Here is an 18,950-nt window from a genome sequence, read left to right on the forward strand (position 1 = left end):
CATAGCATATTCAGTTGAATTTGAAAGCGTTTGCATAAAAAATAGGTAAACAGACCCTGTATTGGATTCTTCCGCTGGCTCTTTTAAGCTCTTTTCCTCCAGGCAGGGGATAAGCTCTGCCAGCTCGCCCCCCCAGTCTGCTTGCTGCCTATTTTACTGCTTCAAACGTGAAAACCTGCTCCCCATGGGAAGGTTGCTGCAAAAACTGGTAGCCCGCTGAACATGTAATTTCTTTAAATCCTGCTCTTTCAAGCAGCATGATAAATTCTTCAAGTCCGTACCATCTAAGGGTGAACTGTTGAAGCTCTGTGTCAATCAGCCTTCCCTTGCTCCATTTTTCGTACTTTAAATAGGTCACCGTTTGCTGATGGATCCAATCTGTTTCAACAGACTTTTTTTCCAGGGTAATGCCTTCTCCTTGTCCTAAATCAAAAGCCGTTGTTGTTACTTCTCCTTCTTGAAAGGAGGCTGGAAGATACAAATCAATGATCACTCTGCCACCTGAATTGAGATGCTGATAAAATAACGATAGTGCCTTTTCTGCTGCCCCCCTGCTGTCGAGCAAAGCAAAGGATCCTGTGGGCATAATAATTGCGTCGTACGTCTCAGCCAATAAAAAGTCCCTTAAATCTCCTTGATATAGCTGGGGTGACAGGCCTCTTTTTTGACAATGTTCCCTGCAGGAATCAAGCATCTCCTCAGAATAATCAATGCCATCAACCTTCAGCCCTTCTTCCAAAAGCGGGATGAGCATCCTGCCCGTACCTGAGCCTGCTTCAAGAATTTGCCCCTTTACACCCTTTAACCGATCTGCGTAATACTCAATATCCCCGTCGATTGAATGCCCGGGAGGCTTTGTCAGATTATATACCTCTGTACTCAGTTTTCCATAGTAGCTAAACAACCCGTCACCTCGTTTATGTAGTAAAACGTCTGCCTTCCAACGCTTGAATATACCGCCTTGCTGATCGCTGCACAGCCTGACCTGCCTCTTCTTTTACAACACGGTGAAAGGCATTGTATAAACGGTCGAAGGTGAGTGAAGCGGTTTGATTTGCGATTCTTGCTACTGTTGGTGCCGGCAGTGGAATCATGTTCGGATAGCTGTACATAAAGCTCACCCATCTGCGGTCTGCTGCTACCTGAATGACATCCCCTGTCAGGAGAATTCCATTATGCCCGGCAGAAGACCAGTGCAGCACTGCTCCTCCTTTAAAATGCCCGCCAAGCCGGTGAAGCTTTATTCCGTCTGATAAGGCCAGAGATTCTCCTTTCCAATAAATAATCCTGTCAGAGGGTCTTGTCACCCATTCCCGATCATCTTCATGAATGTAAATCGGAACGTTAAACACCTCTGCCCACTCCACCTGAGTAGAATAATAATGGGGATGAGAAAGCGCAATCGCATGGACCCCGCCTTTTGAGACCAAGTCCTCTTTTGTTTTTTCATCTATGTAGGTGATGCAGTCCCACAGCATATTAAAGCCTTGGTCCTGAACCAGATAAGCCGTCTGTCCGATTCCAAAGGATGGCGTTGTCGTGATGCTGAACAGCCCTTCTTCCTCCTGCAAAATTTCATTATGATAGACATCGCCGCTTCTCAAAGCTTCAAGAGTCGTCCATGTCTGCCCCTGAGGTGATACATATTGTCTTTCTTCTTCGCAAATTAGGCATTTCTCTGGCGGATGTTCACTTGCCTCATATTGAACCCCGCATGTTTCACAGATATAAAAGGTCATTAAATCGCTCCTATTTTTCGTTATTCTTACTAAATTTACATCCCACTTGGCTTTCCACATTTCCCCTCCAAATTCCTCCCTATCAACATAAATAAGTCAGAAATTGATAGAATCATGCTTCATGGGTGGAAAGGGAAAAAGGAATGGCCGTTAAACGAAAGAAACGATGAGATTTTTCGATATACTGTCATTTGACGCTCTGTTTTTGTGCGCCATTAAGAGCAATTTTAAATACCTATGCACACTAATCAATCAAAATTAGTCGTCATTTACACACCGGCTTTTATCAAAATCGTGTATATTCATAAACACACACATTGATGAGAAAAAGATATCACTTTTATTTCATGATTTGATTATTTTCATGTAATTCTAAAAAAATCTAAAATCAAACTCCGTTTGCTTCTGCATATTTTCTGCACAAAATACCCGTATACTGGTCTTGTGGGAAGGGTGAGTAAAATGAACAAATTATCTTTGAAAATCAGTCTCTTTTATTTGGTTGGAATAGCCGTCATTTTGGTTGTTTCTTTGTTTGTGATGCACAACCTTCTTGTTAATCAACAGGTCCAAAATGAACTAGAAAATCTTCTCCAGCGCGGGAACAGTCACCGTGATGTTCTAATGGATAATTATGATGAAAAAACGATTGAACATGTTGTCCTGATGGAGGATAAAGCAAGGACGGAGGTAGTCATCATGAATGGAGAAGGAAACGTTGCAGGTGCTTCCAACAACGCCTTTAAACATATAAAAGATGAATGGCTATCAGAAAATGAAGGAATTGTTGAAGACGACTGGCGAAACGAACCCTTTCTGGCAAGCATCAGCAAAATTAACAGCGGGGGCAGTGTAATTATGCTCAAACCAACAGAACAGATTCAGTCATTAATACATGAGTTAAACCGTCATTTCTTTGTTGCAGCCCTGCTGACAGTTGGGTTTTTGCTATTCAGTCTTTATTTTCTGAGTCACGTTATTATTAAACCGCTGCTCTCAATTAGACAAGCCGCTGGAAAACTGAGCGATGGCCAGGTCATAACCGTTCCGGAAACAAGGCGCAAGGATGAAATTGGTGAACTGGCAAGAGCGATTACGAAAATATCTGGGGATCTCCATCAAATTCAGCATACCCGTAAAGCTTTTTTAACATCTATTGCCCATGAATTAAGGACACCGATTACGTACATTAAGGGCTATGCAGGACTTTTAAAAAAAGAGCACTCTGCATATGGCGGAATTATCTATGAAGAATCTCAACGTCTTCAGCGATTAATTGAGGATTTATTTGAACTCGCCAGAATGGAAGAAAACAGTTTTACGATTCAACCTGAGCAAACGGAAATGACTTCTTTTATCCAGGATATCATTGACAGGATGCAGCTTGTCTTTGAAGAAAAGGAAATCAGTCTTCAACTAAAAACCGGTGCAGCATTTACGAAACAAATTGATCGAAATCGGTTTGAGCAGGTCATCATGAACTTGATCGATAACGCATTAAAATACACACCTGCAGGTAAAGCAGTGAAACTTACTGTCAACCAAGATTGTATTACAGTCACAGATGAAGGACCTGGTGTAAATGAAGATGCACTCCCTTTTCTATTCGATCGATTTTTCAGGGTTGATTCGTCAAGGAATAGAGAAACGGGCGGGACTGGCCTTGGCCTTGCCATCACGAAAGAAATCATCGAAGCCCACGATGGAAAAATCTCAGCCGAAAATACACTTTCCGGCTTACGTATTACTATTGATTTAAAAGGAGTGGCCTCATGAAAAAAATCGCACTCGTAGATGATGAACAGCGGATGCTTGATTTACTTGAACTTTATCTCAATCCTCTTGGATATGAATGCATCAAACTGCGCAGCGGGGAGGAAACCATTGCCCTTGTTAAGAAAGAGGAGCCTGACTTAATCCTTTTAGATGTCATGATGCCTGTATTAGATGGCTTTGAAACCTGCAGAGAGATTCGCAGATTTTCAGACGTCCCCATCATACTCCTCACCGCACTTCATGAAAAAGAAGAGATTGTCAAAGGGCTTCAGCACGGTGCAGATGACTATATTGTAAAACCTTTTGATGAAGAAGAATTAATCGCAAGAATTCATGCGGTTTTCAGAAGAACGTCAGATGATTTTGCCAGAGTAATTGAATGCGAAGGGTTAATATGGAACGAAGGATCACATGAACTTTCTTTTGAGGGAAAACAAATTAACGTCACGCCAAAAGAATTTTCTATACTTGGACAACTGCTTAAAAATCCCGGAAGAGCCTACTCCAGAGAACAGCTACTCGTTCTTATTTGGGGGTACGAGGCCTGGACAGACGGCCGCACAGTAGACTCACATGTAAGAAATCTGCGGGACAAACTGAGAAAAACCGGATTTCCATTAGAGAGACATTTACAAACTGTTTGGGGCGTCGGGTATAAATGGATTCATTGAAGAGGGGACTGGATTTCAACAAATGCAGGTAAACCATCTATTCAGTGCTTTTCTGAATCGTTATTCTAAAATCTTCTTCCGTTAAGGATTGAAATCTACAGATGCCTGTATCCGGATTACTGCCCTTTAGGCGTTGGGATTGGGGAAGAAACGGTGCTGAGCCTCCTGTGGTTTACTCTCTGAAGACTCAGCTTGCCGCGACATCCTGAAGGAACTGCCTATATTTTCGATTTACTTATCTTCGCCTGACCTCAAGAAGTACTTTTCACCCGTAAACGTGAGCATAGTAATACCTGCAGCTACTGCAACGATCAACCAATCCTGCTGCAGTTTTATCCAAATAAAAGCTCCAAGTACAATACCGTCTATCAATAGTGCAGTTAGGACAATCCCCGGGTTGGCATTCACTTTATCTCTTAGCTTTTTTAAAACGCCCCAATGAACAATAATGTCCATGATAAGGTATAAAATTACGCCAATTGCTGCTATTCTGCTTAAATCAAATAAAACAGTAAGTGCCATGGCAAGGACAATTGTATAAACAAGTGTATGTTTTTGAATATTCCCTGGCATGCCGAAATGTCTGTGCGGTATCAGTTTCATGTCTGTCAGCATGGCAAGCATTCTGGACACTGCAAAGACACTGGCGATGATTCCGGAAACTGTAGCAAGAATTGCAATAATAACTGTAAACCAAACTCCTAATTCTCCAAAAGCCGGTCTGGCAGCTTCAGCGAGCGCATAATCTTTAGCCTCAATAATATCAGTAATGGACAAGCTGCTGGATACAGCCCATGCCAGGATCAGATAGACCGAGAGGCTGACTGCAATCGAAATCATAATCGCGCGACCCACATTTTTTTTCGGTTCCTTGATCTCAGCTCCACTATTTGTAATTGTCGTAAATCCTTTAAATGCTAATATGGTGAGTGCAATAGCCGCAATATAACTTGCACCGGACAAATTTGGTGCATTGGTTCCCACTTCAGCTGGTTCAAATGAAAAGCCAGAGACCCACAAGCCTGCAATTGCGAAAATCGTGAGTCCCAGAATTTTCAGCAGAGACATAACTGAAGTGAATGTCTGAATAAACGAATTGCCTGCGATATTAATGAGAAAAGCGATGGTTAACAAACCAACACCAAGTGCCGGTACCAGCCAGCTTCCTGAGTCTGTACCGAACAACTGAAGGGTATAGGTGCCGAACGTTCTTGCAACAAGACTTTGATTTATTACCATAGATAACGCCATTAATAAGGCAGCTGCGGCTGTAATCGTTTTTTCACCGTACGCTTTCGCTAAAAACATTCCAATCCCGCCAGCAGATGGATAATGATTACTCATTTTAATATAAGAATACGCACTAAAAGCAGTAGCGATACCGCCCGCAATAAACATTAGCGGAAACCATACACCGGAAAGTTCTGCTACTTGTCCTAATAAGGCAAAAATACCAGCACTAACCATCACACCGGTACCAAGACCGACTGCTCCTGTTAATGTGATACTGTTTTCTTTATATTTACTCATCGCGCTCTGCCTCCTTTTGGATGCTTTCTGCTAAAGTTTCTTATTTAAAATCAGCCCTGGAAGAGATAAACGAGGACAAATATTTATGAGTCGATTCATTTTTGCGAAACGAATCGCCAACATTTCTTACCTGTTCCATTCAGTACTTATTCACCAGACAACTCACCTTCAGTAACCCATTTGTGATTTGTCACTTCTTCTCCGGATTCCAGCGTGAAATCAATCATATAAACAGTTGTTTCCTCAGCAGATTCAATTTTAGCCTTTGCCCCTTCCATGCCCTCCATATGGTCTGCACTGACTTCCACTTCATCTCCCGCTGTATATGGAGTTTCCTGCGCCTCTTCAATTTCTTCATGAATGATCCATTTATGATCTTTCACACGTTCTCCGCCATTTGTTGGATCATAGGAAATGCTGTAAGCAATAGTGTCGTAAGCCCCGATAACCACAGCCTCTGCTCCTTTCATGCCTTCCATATGAGCTTCCGTAATAATGGCTGTGTCCCCTTCTTCAAAAGCCGGGTTCTGAGCTTCTTCCAGTCCCTCAGGCACTTCGCCGGATCCTGACATATGCATGCCTGAGTGATCCATTTCATCCATGGAATTTTCTGTTTCCTCCATTTGGTTCATATTTTCTTTCATATCATCTCCAGCACCCGTGTTTTCTTCCTCTCCCCCACACGCTGCAAGAACCGCGCTTATACTGAGGACTATGATTCCTTTTGAGAATTTGCTTTTGAATTTCATTTAAATTCCTCCACTTCTTTAGTCCGTTTTAATGTACCCTATATATGTGCAGAATCGTTGCAGAAAAAGATTCTTTTATCTTTTTACTGGTTTTACATTCAGGGTGGGAAGTTCAATCATGATCACGCTATTAAATTTTGTTACTGTTTAAGATCCTGGAACTTTTTCATTTCAGCCATTAATTCCTCTACTTGACTCTCCCTTCTTCCCTCCTGGCCATACACTCGTATATTAACCGTCTCATTCTCCACTTCTTTATCTCCTATCACGAGAAGGTAAGAAATTTTTTTCAGCTGTGCTTCCCTCATTTTGTAGCCGAGTTTTTCTTCCCGAAGGTCAAGCTCTGTCCGAATCTCCTGCTGCTTTAGCTGCTTCAACACTTTTTTGGCGTACGCCTGATGCGCTTCATTGGATACAGGGAGAATCTTTACTTGAACGGGGGCAAGCCAGAGAGGAAAAGCGCCTCCGTAATGCTCGATCAAGATTCCGAGAAAGCGGTCAACTGACCCAAAGACAGCCCTGTGAATAACGACTGGCCGGCTTTTTTCGTTTTTCTCATTGATATAGGAGAGATCGAATTTTTCAGGCATTTGAAAATCGAGCTGCACTGTTGCACATTGATGACTTCTTTGCAGTGCGTCTTTAATGTGTACATCTATTTTCGGACCATAGAAAGCCCCGTCCCCTTCATTTAAACGGTAAGGAAGCTTGAGTGTGTTCAATACATTTTTTAGTGCAGTTTCAGCCTGATCCCATAATGCTTCCTCTCCCATAAAGTCAGAAGGCCTTGTGGAAAGTTCGATGCTGTAGTCAAACCCAAACGTATGATACACGCGATCAATCAGCTTCAACACCTGCACAATTTCTTCTTCTATTTGCTCCGGAGTGACAAAAAGGTGGGCATCATCCTGGCAAAATGACCGGACGCGCAGCATTCCGTTCAGCGCCCCGCTATATTCATGACGGTGCACCTGCCCAAACTCCGCCATGCGAATTGGTAAATCACGATAGGAACGGAGCGAGTCCCTGTAGATCATCATCGCACCAGGACAATTCATGGGCTTCAAAGCAAACCTCTGATGATCGACCTCGGAAAAATACATGTTTTCTTTGTAATGATCCCAGTGACCTGACTGCTCCAATAATCGCTGGTTCATCATAATCGGCGTGCGCACCTCCTCATAGTCAAATTGGAATTGAAGCGACCGCAGGAATTCTTCCAGTTTATTTCGTATGACCAGTCCATTTGGCAAATAGAACGGCATCCCGGGCGCTTCCTCTGAAAACATAAATAACTCAAGTTCTTTTCCTACTTTGCGGTGATTTCTCTTTTGGGCTTCTTCTACAAAGTGAAGATGTTTCTTCAGTTCCTCCTGCGATGAAAAGGCGACGCCATATATTCGCTGCAGTACTTTATTTGAACTGTCGCCTTTCCAATACGCTCCGGATACATGAGTGAGCTGAAAGGCAGGGATCTTTTTAGTAGAGGGGAGTAAAGGTCCTTTACACACGTCAACAAAGTCTCCATGACGGTAAATCGAAATCATTTCCCCCTTTGAAAACTCGCTTAACTGTTCAAGCTTCAGATCATCTTCTTTAAAGATCTCTTCGGCTTCTTTTCGAGACACTTCTTCACGTTCAATCTGCAGATTTTCATTAATAATTTTTTTCATCTCTTTTTTAAATTTGGCAAGATCCTGAACAGAAATCGTTTCTGCAAGCTCTGCTTCATAATAAAAACCATTCTCTACAACAGGCCCTGTCCCAAGGTTTACTCCATTAAACAAACGTTTAATTGACTGTGCAAGTACCTGTGCAGCCGTCTTTCTCATCACTTCAGCCCCTTCTTTGGATTGAAGCATCACCAGTTCAAGCGATGCATCTTCCTGAAGGCTGCTTTTCAAGTCGACCAGCTTCCCGTTCACGATCCCGGCAGCCGCATTTTTCCTTAATTGAGGACTAATGGACTGCGCTACCTCCTGTAGGGATATGCCGCGTGGATAATTGCCCTCTCTTCCATCCGGGAACCGAATTTGAATTTTTTCCATGTTGATCTCTCCTTTTCATAAAAATTTACAACAAAAAAACACACCCATCCCCTATACAAAAGGGACGAGTGTGCAGCCCGCGGTTCCACCCAGCTTTCCATCCTGATTTTAAAATACATCAAAATGGCTTCATTCAAGCTTTATCGCAGCTTCTGCGGAAAGAGCTACTGCTGGTTCACTCTTTCAGCTCCAAGGCGGTAAAGAATTGAGCTGCGCCGAGGAAGCTTTCAGCCGGTGGCTTCCCTCTCTTTTCAGCCGTTCACAATTCTTCAGATCCTTTTCATCACTAAGCGTATTAAAAAAAGCACACAATCATCCCTAAAATAGGGACGAGTGTGTGCTTGACTCGTGGTTCCACCCAAGTTCCCGTCACTCCTTAACATCAAGTGACGGCTTGTTCAGCTTTATCGCAGCTCCTGCGGTATTGACTACTGGCCTTCGTCCATACAGCTCAAAGGGGGTAAATTTTTCTGCTGCGTCAGGAAGCTCCCAGCCGATGGCCTCCCTCTCTAAAAACCGTTCAGAAAAATTCGTATCCTCGTCATCGCGTTTCATTTTTATTCAATATATAGAAGGATATTCAAGCTGTCAAGGAGTGAATTTACTTTTTAATGGTTTTCGCTGTTTGAGGAACACTACGAAAAACACTTTTATTCCGGGATGTGAACGTACAATGGATTTTTTCAGCGGTCAGGAATCTCTCTCCATTTTAGAGTGGGGACTTAGAGCCGTCATTGGTTTTTTCTTTCTTGTGCTCATCGCTAAAATCATGGGGCAGCGTTCCATTTCCCAGCTGAGATTCATGGATTTCGTGATGGCTTTATTAATTGGGAACATCATTGCCCACCCTTTGTCAGACGAAGGTTTGGGCATGACTGGATCTATCACAACCATGAGTGTGCTGGTCACTCTGTATCTTTCAGGCGTTTTTTTAACGCTGCACTTCCCACCATTGAAAAGACTTGTTGACCCGGCGCCAATTACGCTCATTGAAAACGGGCAGATCTATTACCGCCATTTAAAAAAAGCACGCATTACAGTGGAAAGTCTGCTCGCTGAACTGCGAAAAGAACAACTGGAGGACTTCAGCAAAGTCGCACTTGCACTGTGGGAGCCTGGAGGAACTATTTCTGTTTTTCCAGATCCTAAATACCAGCCGCTGACACCTGCGGATATGGGAATGGCTTCGTCTCCATTTGAGCTGCCGCGCATGGTTGTAAAAGAAGGCAAAATCAATCGAGCTGAACTTATGCTCTGCGGCAAAGATGACAAATGGCTGCTTGAGCAAATCCATAGCAAAAATGAAGATTTGGACAATATATTAATCGCTACTGTTACGAAAAAGGGCGAGATTACCGTTTGTGTGTACAGGTGAAATAGTTATGATCTGTTATGGAATGGATCAGCTCCCTGACCGTCTGCTCCTTTGCCATTCTTGGACTTTGACCGGACCAAAGCGACATATATTCCGTATTCATCTGTTGGGATGCAGCGCGGCGGATGTCTTTAGTCAGCGCGTTTTGTATCGGAAAAGCCGGCACGTCTACTTGAAAATCACTCATTTCATGGATGAATTGATTTTGAATGCCCCTTGCCCATTTCCCTGAGAATGCACGCGTCATAACCATTTGCTCTTCCCCTGTACGGAGGATGGCTTCTTTTTGAGCAGGGTTTGCTCCGCTTTCCCTGCAGGTTAAAAAGGCGGTCCCAATTTGTACGGCAGCTCCTCCAAGAACATGTACAGCCTTTGCCCCCCGGCCGTCTGCAATGCCCCCTGCTGCAATAACAGGAATAGCTACATGGTCGACTGCCTGAGGAATCAACGACATCAGCCCGATCATACTCTCTTCATTTTTTCTCAGAAAGTGACCCCGATGACCCCCTGCTTCACTTCCTTGAACCACGACCATGTCCATTCCTGACTTTTCAACCGCCTTCGCTTCCTCAACCGTGGTGGCAGTTCCGATCAACACTACTCCCGCCTCTTTTAACCGCTCGATCACCCTTTGATCTGGCAGGCTAAATGTGAATGAACAAATCGCCACCTCTTCTTCCACTATTACCTCGATGGAATCCTGAAACGTCTGTACATCTCTTTCATATTCAGGTGCTGCAATTTCCTCTTCTCCCAGGCCCAGTTTCTCCCGATAAGGCTTCAGCACCTTGTATGCATCCTCCACTTCGCCTTTAGATGCAGCGTAAGGAACAGGCACAAACAGATTTACAGCAAAAGGGTTTCTGGTTTTTTCTTTCACAGCTTTGATTTGCTTGGACAAGGATGAAGGCGTCATATATCCTGCCCCAATCATGCCGAGTGCTCCCTCATTTGATACAGCAGCAACAAGCTCCGTTGTGGTGATGCCTCCTGCCATTGGTGCTTGAATGATTGGGTACTTGATGCCGAGTTTTTCCGTTAGCTCGTTAGACCACATGGAACCATTCCTCTCAAGATTTTTCGATGATTCTCGTGCTATCATTCATCCAGGGCTATCGGCTCCAATTCTCTTACACTTCTTTTCCCCTGTTTAAAGGCAAAAGCAATCACCGAAGCAAAAAGAAGGAGGAAGCCGCAAACACCCAGAACAGCTCTTGGATCTGCACTTTCCGAGACACCGCCGGCAAATAGATTTCCACAAATTGCGGCAGTTCCCCCGAGAAGAAGGCCGGCTCCTCCTATGCGGGCTAAAAAGGAATCGGGTGTAATGGCCTGCCTGGCCGTGCCATTAATAACAAATGCAACAGACAGCGCACCATCAAATAAAAACATGCCCAACGCCAGGAAATACATGTGACTGGATCCCATAATCAAAAAAATCCCTGCTGCTGAAATCCCCATCAGTCCGCCATACAGCATCCCCCAGGACAGCCGGCTTAGTTTATGCAGCAATAGAACGCCGATCAAATTCCCGGCACCCGCTGCAGACAGCACAAATCCTGTCTGCCACTCTTGAAAATCCAGCACAGAAGAGGTGTACACGATCACGGTTAATGTAATTGCGGTCGTAGTAAAGCTTAATACAGCCTGGTTAAACGTCACAAACCGTTGAAGAGGGTTTTTCACTAACAAGCTGATTCCGTTTAAAGAAAAATCACCTTTTGAGGTCAACCCCTCTTTCTTTTCTTTTTTTGGTGTACCGGAAACCGTTAAAAACAATATTCCTAAAAATGAAATAAAAAAGGTAACCGCATCCACTGCGAGTGCCCATACTGCACCAAAAGCTGACAGGACCACTCCCGCAAGAACCGGACCGGCTAACGTGCTTACCGCATCTGCCCCTTCAAAATAGGTATGAGCCTCCACCAGACGACTGCGTCCTGCCACACCTGGAACCATTGCTCCAAATGACACCCGGAAAAATACGCCGGCTGCTCCAAGAATAAAAAGTGCAGCACCGAGCTTCCAGAGCGTCAATTCATTGATTAGCACCATACCCGCAAGCAGCAGCATCGTCAGAAAGCTGACAGCATCTGCTCCCATCGCTATTTTCTTCTTTGACCTGCCCTCTGCAATGCTTCCTGCCGAAAGACTTAAAAGCAGAGGAGCCAGCTGTTGACAAACGAGTGCTAATGCGGCGTTCAGCGGTGAACCTGTCAACTGAAGAACAATCAAGGGAATGGCGATCTCACTAAACCTGTTTCCAAAAATCGTAGCCAGCTGCTCAATCCACATTACGACGAAATTCCGATTTCGAAGCAGACTCATGAAGACACCACCTGACTAGATTCAGAACCGGACCCCGCATCCGTTAAATGCCGCCTGAAAACGACTAACAGGACAGCCGAAGCAAAAAGCAAACCACCTGCAAGTAAAAAGATAAAGCGTGGTCCGTAGATTTCCGTTAAATAGCCGAATCCCAGCGTGGAAAGGCCGAACATTGAAAAGTAAGCCGCTTCCTGAGCTGAATACACCTTTGGCAGAAGCCGTTCAGCGACTCTTTTTTGAACAAGTGTCTGCTGGGCCACTCCTTTTAACTGGCTGCAAAAACCAAATAGAGCTGATAAGACCAAGGCAGTCAGCGGACTTTCAATCAGTGCGAACACCACAGTAATGGCGGCTGTAAACAAGGCACCAACGATAATCAAAAATCTCGTCTTTTCTTCAATGCGCATACTGTAACGTAAGCCAAGAATTCCTCCAAGTAAAAGACCGGCAAAAAAGCTTGAATTAATGTATCCCCACCATTCTTCCCCTGCCTGCAGCACCTCTGCTACATACACAAACATAATGGCGGCAATCCATACTACATTTGCATTGGATTCAATCAGTTCCGACACACTGATCACGAATAAAAATGGGCTTTTTACAATCGCCACCCATCCTTCTTTAAATCCTTCAAATTTGGATTGGTTCAGCTCAATTTCTGCCTTCTTTATCTCCCTGCTCTTCATAAGCAAAACCATCAGGAAGGATGAACAGATGTAGAGTCCAACCGTAAGCCAAACAACCTCCTGCGCCCCAAGCCATGCCGCAAAAATAGCTCCAAGCGGCCACATGCCCAGCTGAACAAGCTGATCCGCCACTCCTATAAAGCTATTCGCTTTTACGAGCTCCTCTTTTTCAACAAGCCTCGGGATCAGGGCATTTCGGGCAGGACTCGCCCATCCATCTAAAAATGCAATGACCACCACAAAAATAAACAGCGCCCAAATTAACTCTTCGGTTAAATAAATGCCTGAAAAAATAGCCAGCGCAAAGAGAACGGCCGTTTTTCCCATCTGAGAAAATGCCAGTAACCGCTGCAAAAGCATTCGATCAAGCAAAAAGGGGGCTAAAAGCGCACTGATAAACCGTGCTGTCATATTAAAAAATGGCAGCAGCGCCATAAGTAAGGCAGAACCCGACAACAGATAGATGGTTGAAATCAGCCCGACAATAAACAAAATATCTCCGGCATTGGCCATCGTCTGTCCGATCCATAAGAAACGAAACGATTTTTTCCCCATATAAATGCTCCTTCTTCCTTATTCAGTTGGATGATTTATACGGGGTTTTTACATTCGTCCTTCTCCTTTTCCGATCGTCTTTCCATAACCTTACCATATTTCGAAAATTAAGTCTTTTATAATTTTGTCATGATAAAATTGAGCTTGCAGGACTTCCTTAAGCTTTAGGAATGGTCTTTACTATCACAATGACAAGGAGAGGTGGCTATGATTTATTTTCAGGAAGACGATTTGCTCATTCGTCCCATGATTGAACGGGATATCCAACAATTTGTATCCGCCTTTTCACAGCAGGGATGGCATAAGCCTGTTGAGTTATATGAAGATTACTATCAGCAGCAAAACGACCATAAAATAACCGTACTGGTTGCTGAGATCGATCATCAGGTGGCCGGCTATGCCATCTTGCTGCCTTCTGCTGACAAGGGCCCGTTCGCGAGTGAAAATTTCTCCGAACTTATTGATTTAAACGTTTTAATAAAGTTTCAGAATAAAGGAATTGGCGGCAAAATCATGGACGCAGCGGAATCACTTTCTAAAGAAAAACATGACTTTATAACACTGGCAGTAGGCCTGCACTCAGGCTATGGCGCCGCCCAAAGGATGTATATTAAGCGGGGATACATACCGGACGGATCGGGAGTCTGGTATAGAGGCCAGCAGGCTGAACAATATTCAGCCTGCGAAAATGATGATGATTTGGTGCTGTATCTAAGCAAGAAGCTTTGAATTGATATTCCGCTTACTTTTTTGACTAAAAAAGCCGCCGCTCGCTCCTGATTAACGGAGTGAACGACGGCTTTCTGTAGCCATATATAGTTGATTTTATTTATTATTATCGATTTCTGCCTGTTCTTTTTCGAGCTCCTGCTGCTCAGCGTGCGTTTGAGGAAAACCATTAGCCTGCCATTCTCCGCGATAAGCAGAATCGAGCTTAGTCAGGCCTTCTTCTTTATCTGTGTCCTCAGCAAAAACGCTTTCCTGACGATCAATTTTCTTGCTGTTGCGCATATCTGTATCTTCTAAGAAATCATTTTGGTCGGTTTTTTTCATTTTCTGATACCCCACTACCGCTGCTGCGGCACCTGCTGAAATAAGTGAACCTGCTACAATATTCTTCGTTGTTTTTTTCATGGTAATTCCTCCTTTTCGGTGAAAAGATTGTACCCTTATGTATTACCCGCTTTTCAACTAGATAAGAATAAATTAGAAAAACAAACCAATAGTCCTAGGTTAATTTTACTTGCTGCACACTTAGATTTGTCACATAAGATTGGTTCAATGTATACTCTAAATAAGTCTAAAGTAGCGGTACTAAAATACTATTAACGGAGTGAGCTAAATGAGTATCTATGAATTCTCGGCACTTGCCATGAACGGACAGGAAAAATCACTTGAAAGCCTGAAGGGAAAAGTAGTGCTGATTGTAAACACAGCAGGAAAATGCGGGTTTACCTATCAGTATAAGGACCTCCAGAAGCTTTATGACCGGTATAAGGATAAAGGGTTTGTTATAGCCGGATTCCCTTGTAATCAGTTTGATAATCAGGAGCCGGACTCCAACGATAAGATTGAAACAAATTGCCTGCTGAACTACGGTGTATCATTTCCGTTATTTCAAAAAGTGAAAGTGCGCGACGAAGGTGCTCATCCTCTTTTTACGTATTTATCCCGGCAAAAAAGATTTGAAGGCTTTAATAAATTTCATCCTGTAGCCCGCGTTCTCATCCCGCTTTTAAACGAAAAACATCCTGAATACATGATGGACGACCACTCGATCAAATGGAATTTCACTAAGTTTCTAATTAGCGCTGATGGTGAGGTGGTCAAACGCTTTGAGTGTACATCTGACCCTATTGACATGGAAGCGGATATTGAAGAGCAATTAGCGGCAGTACATAATTAAAATGTTAAGCGTAAAGAGCCTGAGACAAAAGGGTCTCAAGCTCTGCGACCGGTTCGCTGCACTTCAGGCAGACGCTTTCCGCAGGGACAGCGCTGAGCCTTCTTGGACGTCGCTCTGCGAAGTCTCAGCTTGCTGTCATGTTCTGCAGGAGTCGCCACCTTCCGCTCCGCTCACCTACTACTAGTAATCAATATATCCTCATTTTTTAAACTTTTTTAGTTGACCGCGCATCTTGTTTTTTTCTTATATTTAGTTTACGCAGTTTTATGATGATGCTCATCCAGTGTTTCATCTGCAGTTCCATTTTCTTCTTTCCAATTATCTTCTTCCATATCATCTTTTCCAACTGCTGCTTCTTGAGGAAGAATGAACCGGCCTACATAGGACTGCAATTCTTCCGCCATGTCTGTAAGTGAGGAAGCAGATTGCGTGACTTCTTCCATAGAGGCAAGTGTCTGCTGTGCTGCAGCGCTTACTGTATCTGAATGGCTGTTTGTTTCATCTGCTACAGCGGACATATTCGTAACAGATTGGGTAACTTCCTCAGAGTTGTTTGACAGGGATCGGGCCGTTTGATTCATTTGCTCTATTTGTGTAGACATTGATTGAACCGACTCAATGATAGATTGAAATTTCTCTTTCGTTTTGGCTGCGGTTGAAAGTCCGCGTGTAACTTCTTCTTTTACATCGCTCATCTTTTGAACAGACTGACCTGTTTCTTTTTGCATCTCCTCAATCAATTCATTTATTTGATGAGTGGAGCCGGCTGATTGTTCAGCAAGTTTCCGTACTTCATCTGCTACAACGGCAAATCCTCTTCCATGCTCGCCAGCCCGTGCAGCTTCAATTGCAGCGTTTAGCGCAAGCAAGTTGGTCTGGTCGGCTATGCTGCGAATAACATCCAATATCGTTCCAATTTCATCTGCTCTTGACGTTAGCGCCTGAATGGCCTGGTCGGAGGCTTGCACAGAATGATCAATCGCATTCATATTGCTCAGGGTTTCCTCTACTAAACGTCCACCATCTTCAGCGTGAGTAAGAGATTGAACGGAATATCCTTCAATGGTTTCTGATCGCTGGGACATATCCCTAACGTCAGTGGTCATGAGACCCAGTCTTTGTACACTCGTATTAGATGCATTCATCTGATCATGTGAGCCCTTTGAAATATCTTCGATGGAAGCGGCCGTTTGCACCGTTGCCTGAGAAGTCTGCTCAGCATTTGCCAGTAATTCTTCCGAGGACGCGGCGACCTGTGTTGCACTAAAGGATATTTGATGAATCAGTCCTCTAAAATGATCTCTCATCTGCAGAAAGGAATGATGCAGCCCGGCAATTTCGTCTTTCCCTTTCATAGGTTTGGAATTGTCGGTTAAATCACCCTGTGCCATCTGTTCAGCGAGCGTTTTCATTGATTTTAACGGCTTTGTAATCCGTGAAGTTAAGAGGACTCCGATTCCTACAGCAATCGCAAGTGCAAGGAGCGTAATTACAACAGACCAAAAGCGCGCCTGCTCCATCGTTTGGGCAGCTCCTGCTAAATCGCTGTTAATTTTCTCATCCAGATCTGCGACAAATACAGAGGCTTCATTCGCCATTTTTTCTGCGAGCGGTGACATATCACTAGTAGATAATGATATTCCAACCTCCGGCGTCGCATCATAAATCGCCGTTACATTTCTGCTGACATCAAGCATGGATGAATTTTTTTGAATAATGGAATCCAAAAACGCTTTGGATTCTTCATTTTCCAGTAAAAGATTCAACTCATTGGCAATGGTGTTTGTTTCTTCGTTCAACTGATTAAATATTTCCAAATCCTCCTGCGACCCGGTTAACAGATACCCGCGAAACGAATTGTTTTGTTCATGCACAACCCCTTCAAGCTTTAAGGCATACGACTTCGCTTCAAAAAAAGTATCTGCAACCTGTGTGAAGGTCTGGTTCATCTCTCTGATCACGAAAAATGAATACGCACCGGATGCAGCAGAAATAATGGAAACCACAATAAAGGCTGTGATTAATTTTTTTCCGACTGAGCTTGTCATTTCAACATCTCTCCTCGATATATAGGTAAATAGTTCTAATAAAGACTATGTTATTCGAACTAGATAGCCCCGTCAATGGAAAGTTTGAAATTTCTGTTATTTATCGATTGATAAACCGTGAGAAACGGAGGTTTTTTAACAAAGAGAACCCTCCTATTCATCTATCTGTCCTATCGAAAACCCGTCAAACAGCAGACCGCCATGTGGTTTCAAAATCCGCTCCGTTACTCGTACAATCGTCTCTTTTTCCCCGTTCTGGTAAAAACGATCAAATGCTCCTGCTAATTCAGCAGCAAGGTCGGGATCAAACCGTTTTAAAGCCCTCATCTGCCATTTTGAATCCCCGCTCCATTGATGATTTGTGCGCAGAATGAAGTCACTGAGCTGAAAAAGAAGTGTGCCGGCAATAAATAAATCCTCTTCCCTGCTTGTGCTGCCGGTTAAATCCTCCAGTGCGTCTGTTAGAAAATAGCGTTTAAGCTTTAGGGTTTCTTTATCCCAAGGATCAGGTCCTTTATCCAGCAGTGCCTGCGCTTCTTTTCGGATCGCACTAAGCTCCTCATTATTTTTTAGTATCAGCCCCTCAGCGACCATATTGGGCATAGAGGGCCTTGCGCGTTCACAGTCACTTCGGAAAAACTCTTTGTAGGATTCCATGCTGTGTACAAATACTTCAATGGGCCAACCCCCTTCAACGTGTGAGGACCGATAAGAAGATTTTATTGTCTGATCAAAAATCACAATATCAAGATCTGAAGCAGCCGTCGCTTCTTTTCGCACGACACTTCCTGCTAAGAGTGCGGCCTGACAATGAGGATAATGCAGATTAATAAATTGTTCTGCTGCTTTTACTGCTTCTAAACGCTCAGTCATTCTGTATTCCTCTTTCCTGGAACCCGTTAATTAATGGTTTTATTTTTTGCACACTTTGATCTGCAGCCGTTTCAATATACCCCACGATTTGATCAACAGTAAAAACACGCAGAGGTTTTTCTGCTAACGAAGGTTCAGCGTTCAAATCTTCGATAGCTGAAGGAATAAAGGCCGTGAGCTGTGAGTGACTCACTTCTTCCAAGTCCATTGTGCGGATCGGTTTCATTAATATATTTTTTAAATACTGGCTGCAGGGATAGACTTGAAGCAATTTTGCATTTAATAGACCGAAGTCCTGATGGTAGCGGGTGAACAGGGATGAATCAGCTTTCATTCTGTTTTTAAGCCACGGCAGATAGAAGCCCTTCAGCCACAGGTCATCTGCGATTAAATGAGAATAATAGCCTAGAAGATACGGTGAGTTATGGCCATACTTTTTTAAGAATCCCGCATAGTTAATTGACCTGGAGTAATCATTGACCTCCCCCTCATAAAAATGGGAGCGTTCCTTTGGTGAAACAGCATCTGGCGCAATTCCTCCCGCTATAAAGGAGGCTTTATTTTCTATTCGAATCTGCTGAGAGACCCGGTGGGAGATGAGCAGATGCATCATTCTGGATCCCATTGCTTTCACTCCTTTTTTCAATTATTCTGGCAATATCTTGA

The 18,950-nt window shown here is 43.7% G+C and carries 17 protein-coding genes; 5 read left to right on the plus strand and 12 right to left on the minus strand.

The window, feature by feature from the left end; all coding sequences use genetic code 11:
- Positions 1-148: 148 nt before the first annotated feature.
- Together P6709_RS10950 and P6709_RS10955 are read right to left on the minus strand one after the other, a co-directional pair.
- Complete coding sequence (locus tag P6709_RS10950; RefSeq protein WP_278240965.1) at positions 149-904, minus strand: class I SAM-dependent methyltransferase; 756 nt, start codon at positions 902-904, stop codon at positions 149-151.
- 13 nt (positions 905-917) lie between these two features.
- Positions 918-1,739, minus strand: coding sequence for an MBL fold metallo-hydrolase (locus P6709_RS10955; protein WP_278240966.1), 822 nt, complete (start codon positions 1,737-1,739; stop codon positions 918-920).
- A gap of 462 nt (positions 1,740-2,201) precedes the next feature.
- Here P6709_RS10955 and P6709_RS10960 point away from each other — a divergent pair, with 462 nt between their 5' ends.
- Together P6709_RS10960 and P6709_RS10965 are read left to right on the plus strand one after the other, a co-directional pair.
- Positions 2,202-3,515 carry a sensor histidine kinase gene (locus P6709_RS10960; protein WP_278240967.1) on the plus strand — a complete coding sequence of 438 codons (1,314 nt, stop codon included), beginning with the start codon at positions 2,202-2,204 and terminating at the stop codon, positions 3,513-3,515.
- Positions 3,512-4,186 (plus strand): response regulator transcription factor, encoded by a 675-nt coding sequence (locus P6709_RS10965; protein WP_278240968.1) that lies wholly within the window; start codon positions 3,512-3,514, stop codon positions 4,184-4,186. The genes P6709_RS10960 and P6709_RS10965 overlap by 4 nt, the downstream gene beginning before the upstream one ends.
- A 231-nt stretch (positions 4,187-4,417) precedes the next feature.
- Here the strand turns inward: P6709_RS10965 and P6709_RS10970 are convergent, their stop codons facing one another.
- The 3 genes from P6709_RS10970 to thrS all read right to left on the minus strand — a co-directional run bounded on the left by P6709_RS10970 (position 4,418) and on the right by thrS (position 8,513).
- Positions 4,418-5,716 (minus strand): APC family permease, encoded by a 1,299-nt coding sequence (locus P6709_RS10970; protein ID WP_278240969.1) that lies wholly within the window; start codon positions 5,714-5,716, stop codon positions 4,418-4,420.
- A gap of 146 nt (positions 5,717-5,862) precedes the next feature.
- Positions 5,863-6,465: a YdhK family protein gene (locus tag P6709_RS10975; RefSeq protein WP_278240970.1), complete on the minus strand. Its 603-nt coding sequence runs from the start codon at positions 6,463-6,465 to the stop codon at positions 5,863-5,865.
- 140 nt (positions 6,466-6,605) lie between these two features.
- Positions 6,606-8,513, minus strand: coding sequence for a threonine--tRNA ligase (thrS, locus tag P6709_RS10980; RefSeq protein ID WP_442905320.1), 1,908 nt, complete (start codon positions 8,511-8,513; stop codon positions 6,606-6,608).
- Between the two features lie 673 nt (positions 8,514-9,186).
- Here thrS and P6709_RS10985 point away from each other — a divergent pair.
- Positions 9,187-9,888 (plus strand): DUF421 domain-containing protein, encoded by a 702-nt coding sequence (locus P6709_RS10985; RefSeq protein ID WP_278240971.1) that lies wholly within the window; start codon positions 9,187-9,189, stop codon positions 9,886-9,888.
- Here the strand turns inward: P6709_RS10985 and P6709_RS10990 are convergent.
- Genes P6709_RS10990 through P6709_RS11000 form a run of 3 tightly spaced genes read right to left on the minus strand, consistent with a single transcriptional unit; the run spans position 9,866 to position 13,457 of the window.
- A complete protein-coding gene (locus tag P6709_RS10990) occupies positions 9,866-10,945 on the minus strand; it encodes an NAD(P)H-dependent flavin oxidoreductase (RefSeq protein WP_278240972.1) in 1,080 nt (359 codons plus the stop codon). The genes P6709_RS10985 and P6709_RS10990 overlap by 23 nt on opposite strands.
- Positions 10,946-10,986: 41 nt before the next feature.
- On the minus strand, positions 10,987-12,216 hold the full coding sequence (locus tag P6709_RS10995; RefSeq protein WP_278240973.1) for an MFS transporter: 1,230 nt from the start codon (positions 12,214-12,216) through the stop codon (positions 10,987-10,989).
- Complete coding sequence (locus P6709_RS11000; protein WP_278240974.1) at positions 12,213-13,457, minus strand: MFS transporter; 1,245 nt, start codon at positions 13,455-13,457, stop codon at positions 12,213-12,215. Before P6709_RS11000 ends, P6709_RS10995 begins: the two co-directional genes overlap by 4 nt.
- Positions 13,458-13,664: 207 nt before the next feature.
- Here P6709_RS11000 and P6709_RS11005 point away from each other — a divergent pair, with 207 nt between their 5' ends.
- Positions 13,665-14,186, plus strand: coding sequence for a GNAT family N-acetyltransferase (locus tag P6709_RS11005; protein ID WP_278240975.1), 522 nt, complete (start codon positions 13,665-13,667; stop codon positions 14,184-14,186).
- A 96-nt stretch (positions 14,187-14,282) separates the two neighbouring features.
- Here P6709_RS11005 and P6709_RS11010 read toward each other — a convergent pair whose 3' ends face one another.
- Positions 14,283-14,591, minus strand: coding sequence for a hypothetical protein (locus P6709_RS11010; RefSeq protein ID WP_278240976.1), 309 nt, complete (start codon positions 14,589-14,591; stop codon positions 14,283-14,285).
- A gap of 208 nt (positions 14,592-14,799) precedes the next feature.
- On the opposite strand from P6709_RS11010, the gene P6709_RS11015 reads away from it, so the two are divergent.
- Positions 14,800-15,363: a glutathione peroxidase gene (locus tag P6709_RS11015; RefSeq protein WP_278240977.1), complete on the plus strand. Its 564-nt coding sequence runs from the start codon at positions 14,800-14,802 to the stop codon at positions 15,361-15,363.
- 254 nt (positions 15,364-15,617) lie between these two features.
- Here P6709_RS11015 and P6709_RS11020 read toward each other — a convergent pair whose 3' ends face one another.
- The 3 genes from P6709_RS11020 to P6709_RS11030 form a co-directional block, all read right to left on the minus strand.
- Positions 15,618-17,411: a methyl-accepting chemotaxis protein gene (locus P6709_RS11020; RefSeq protein WP_278240978.1), complete on the minus strand. Its 1,794-nt coding sequence runs from the start codon at positions 17,409-17,411 to the stop codon at positions 15,618-15,620.
- A gap of 153 nt (positions 17,412-17,564) precedes the next feature.
- Positions 17,565-18,284, minus strand: a complete 720-nt coding sequence (locus P6709_RS11025; RefSeq protein ID WP_278240979.1) for a nucleotidyltransferase domain-containing protein — start codon at positions 18,282-18,284, stop codon at positions 17,565-17,567.
- Positions 18,277-18,909 (minus strand): zinc dependent phospholipase C family protein, encoded by a 633-nt coding sequence (locus P6709_RS11030; protein WP_278240980.1) that lies wholly within the window; start codon positions 18,907-18,909, stop codon positions 18,277-18,279. Before P6709_RS11030 ends, P6709_RS11025 begins: the two co-directional genes overlap by 8 nt.
- Between the last annotated feature and the right edge of the window lie 41 nt (positions 18,910-18,950).

The organism is Jeotgalibacillus sp. ET6 (assembly GCF_029667115.1).
Lineage (GTDB): Bacteria > Bacillota > Bacilli > Bacillales > Jeotgalibacillaceae > Jeotgalibacillus.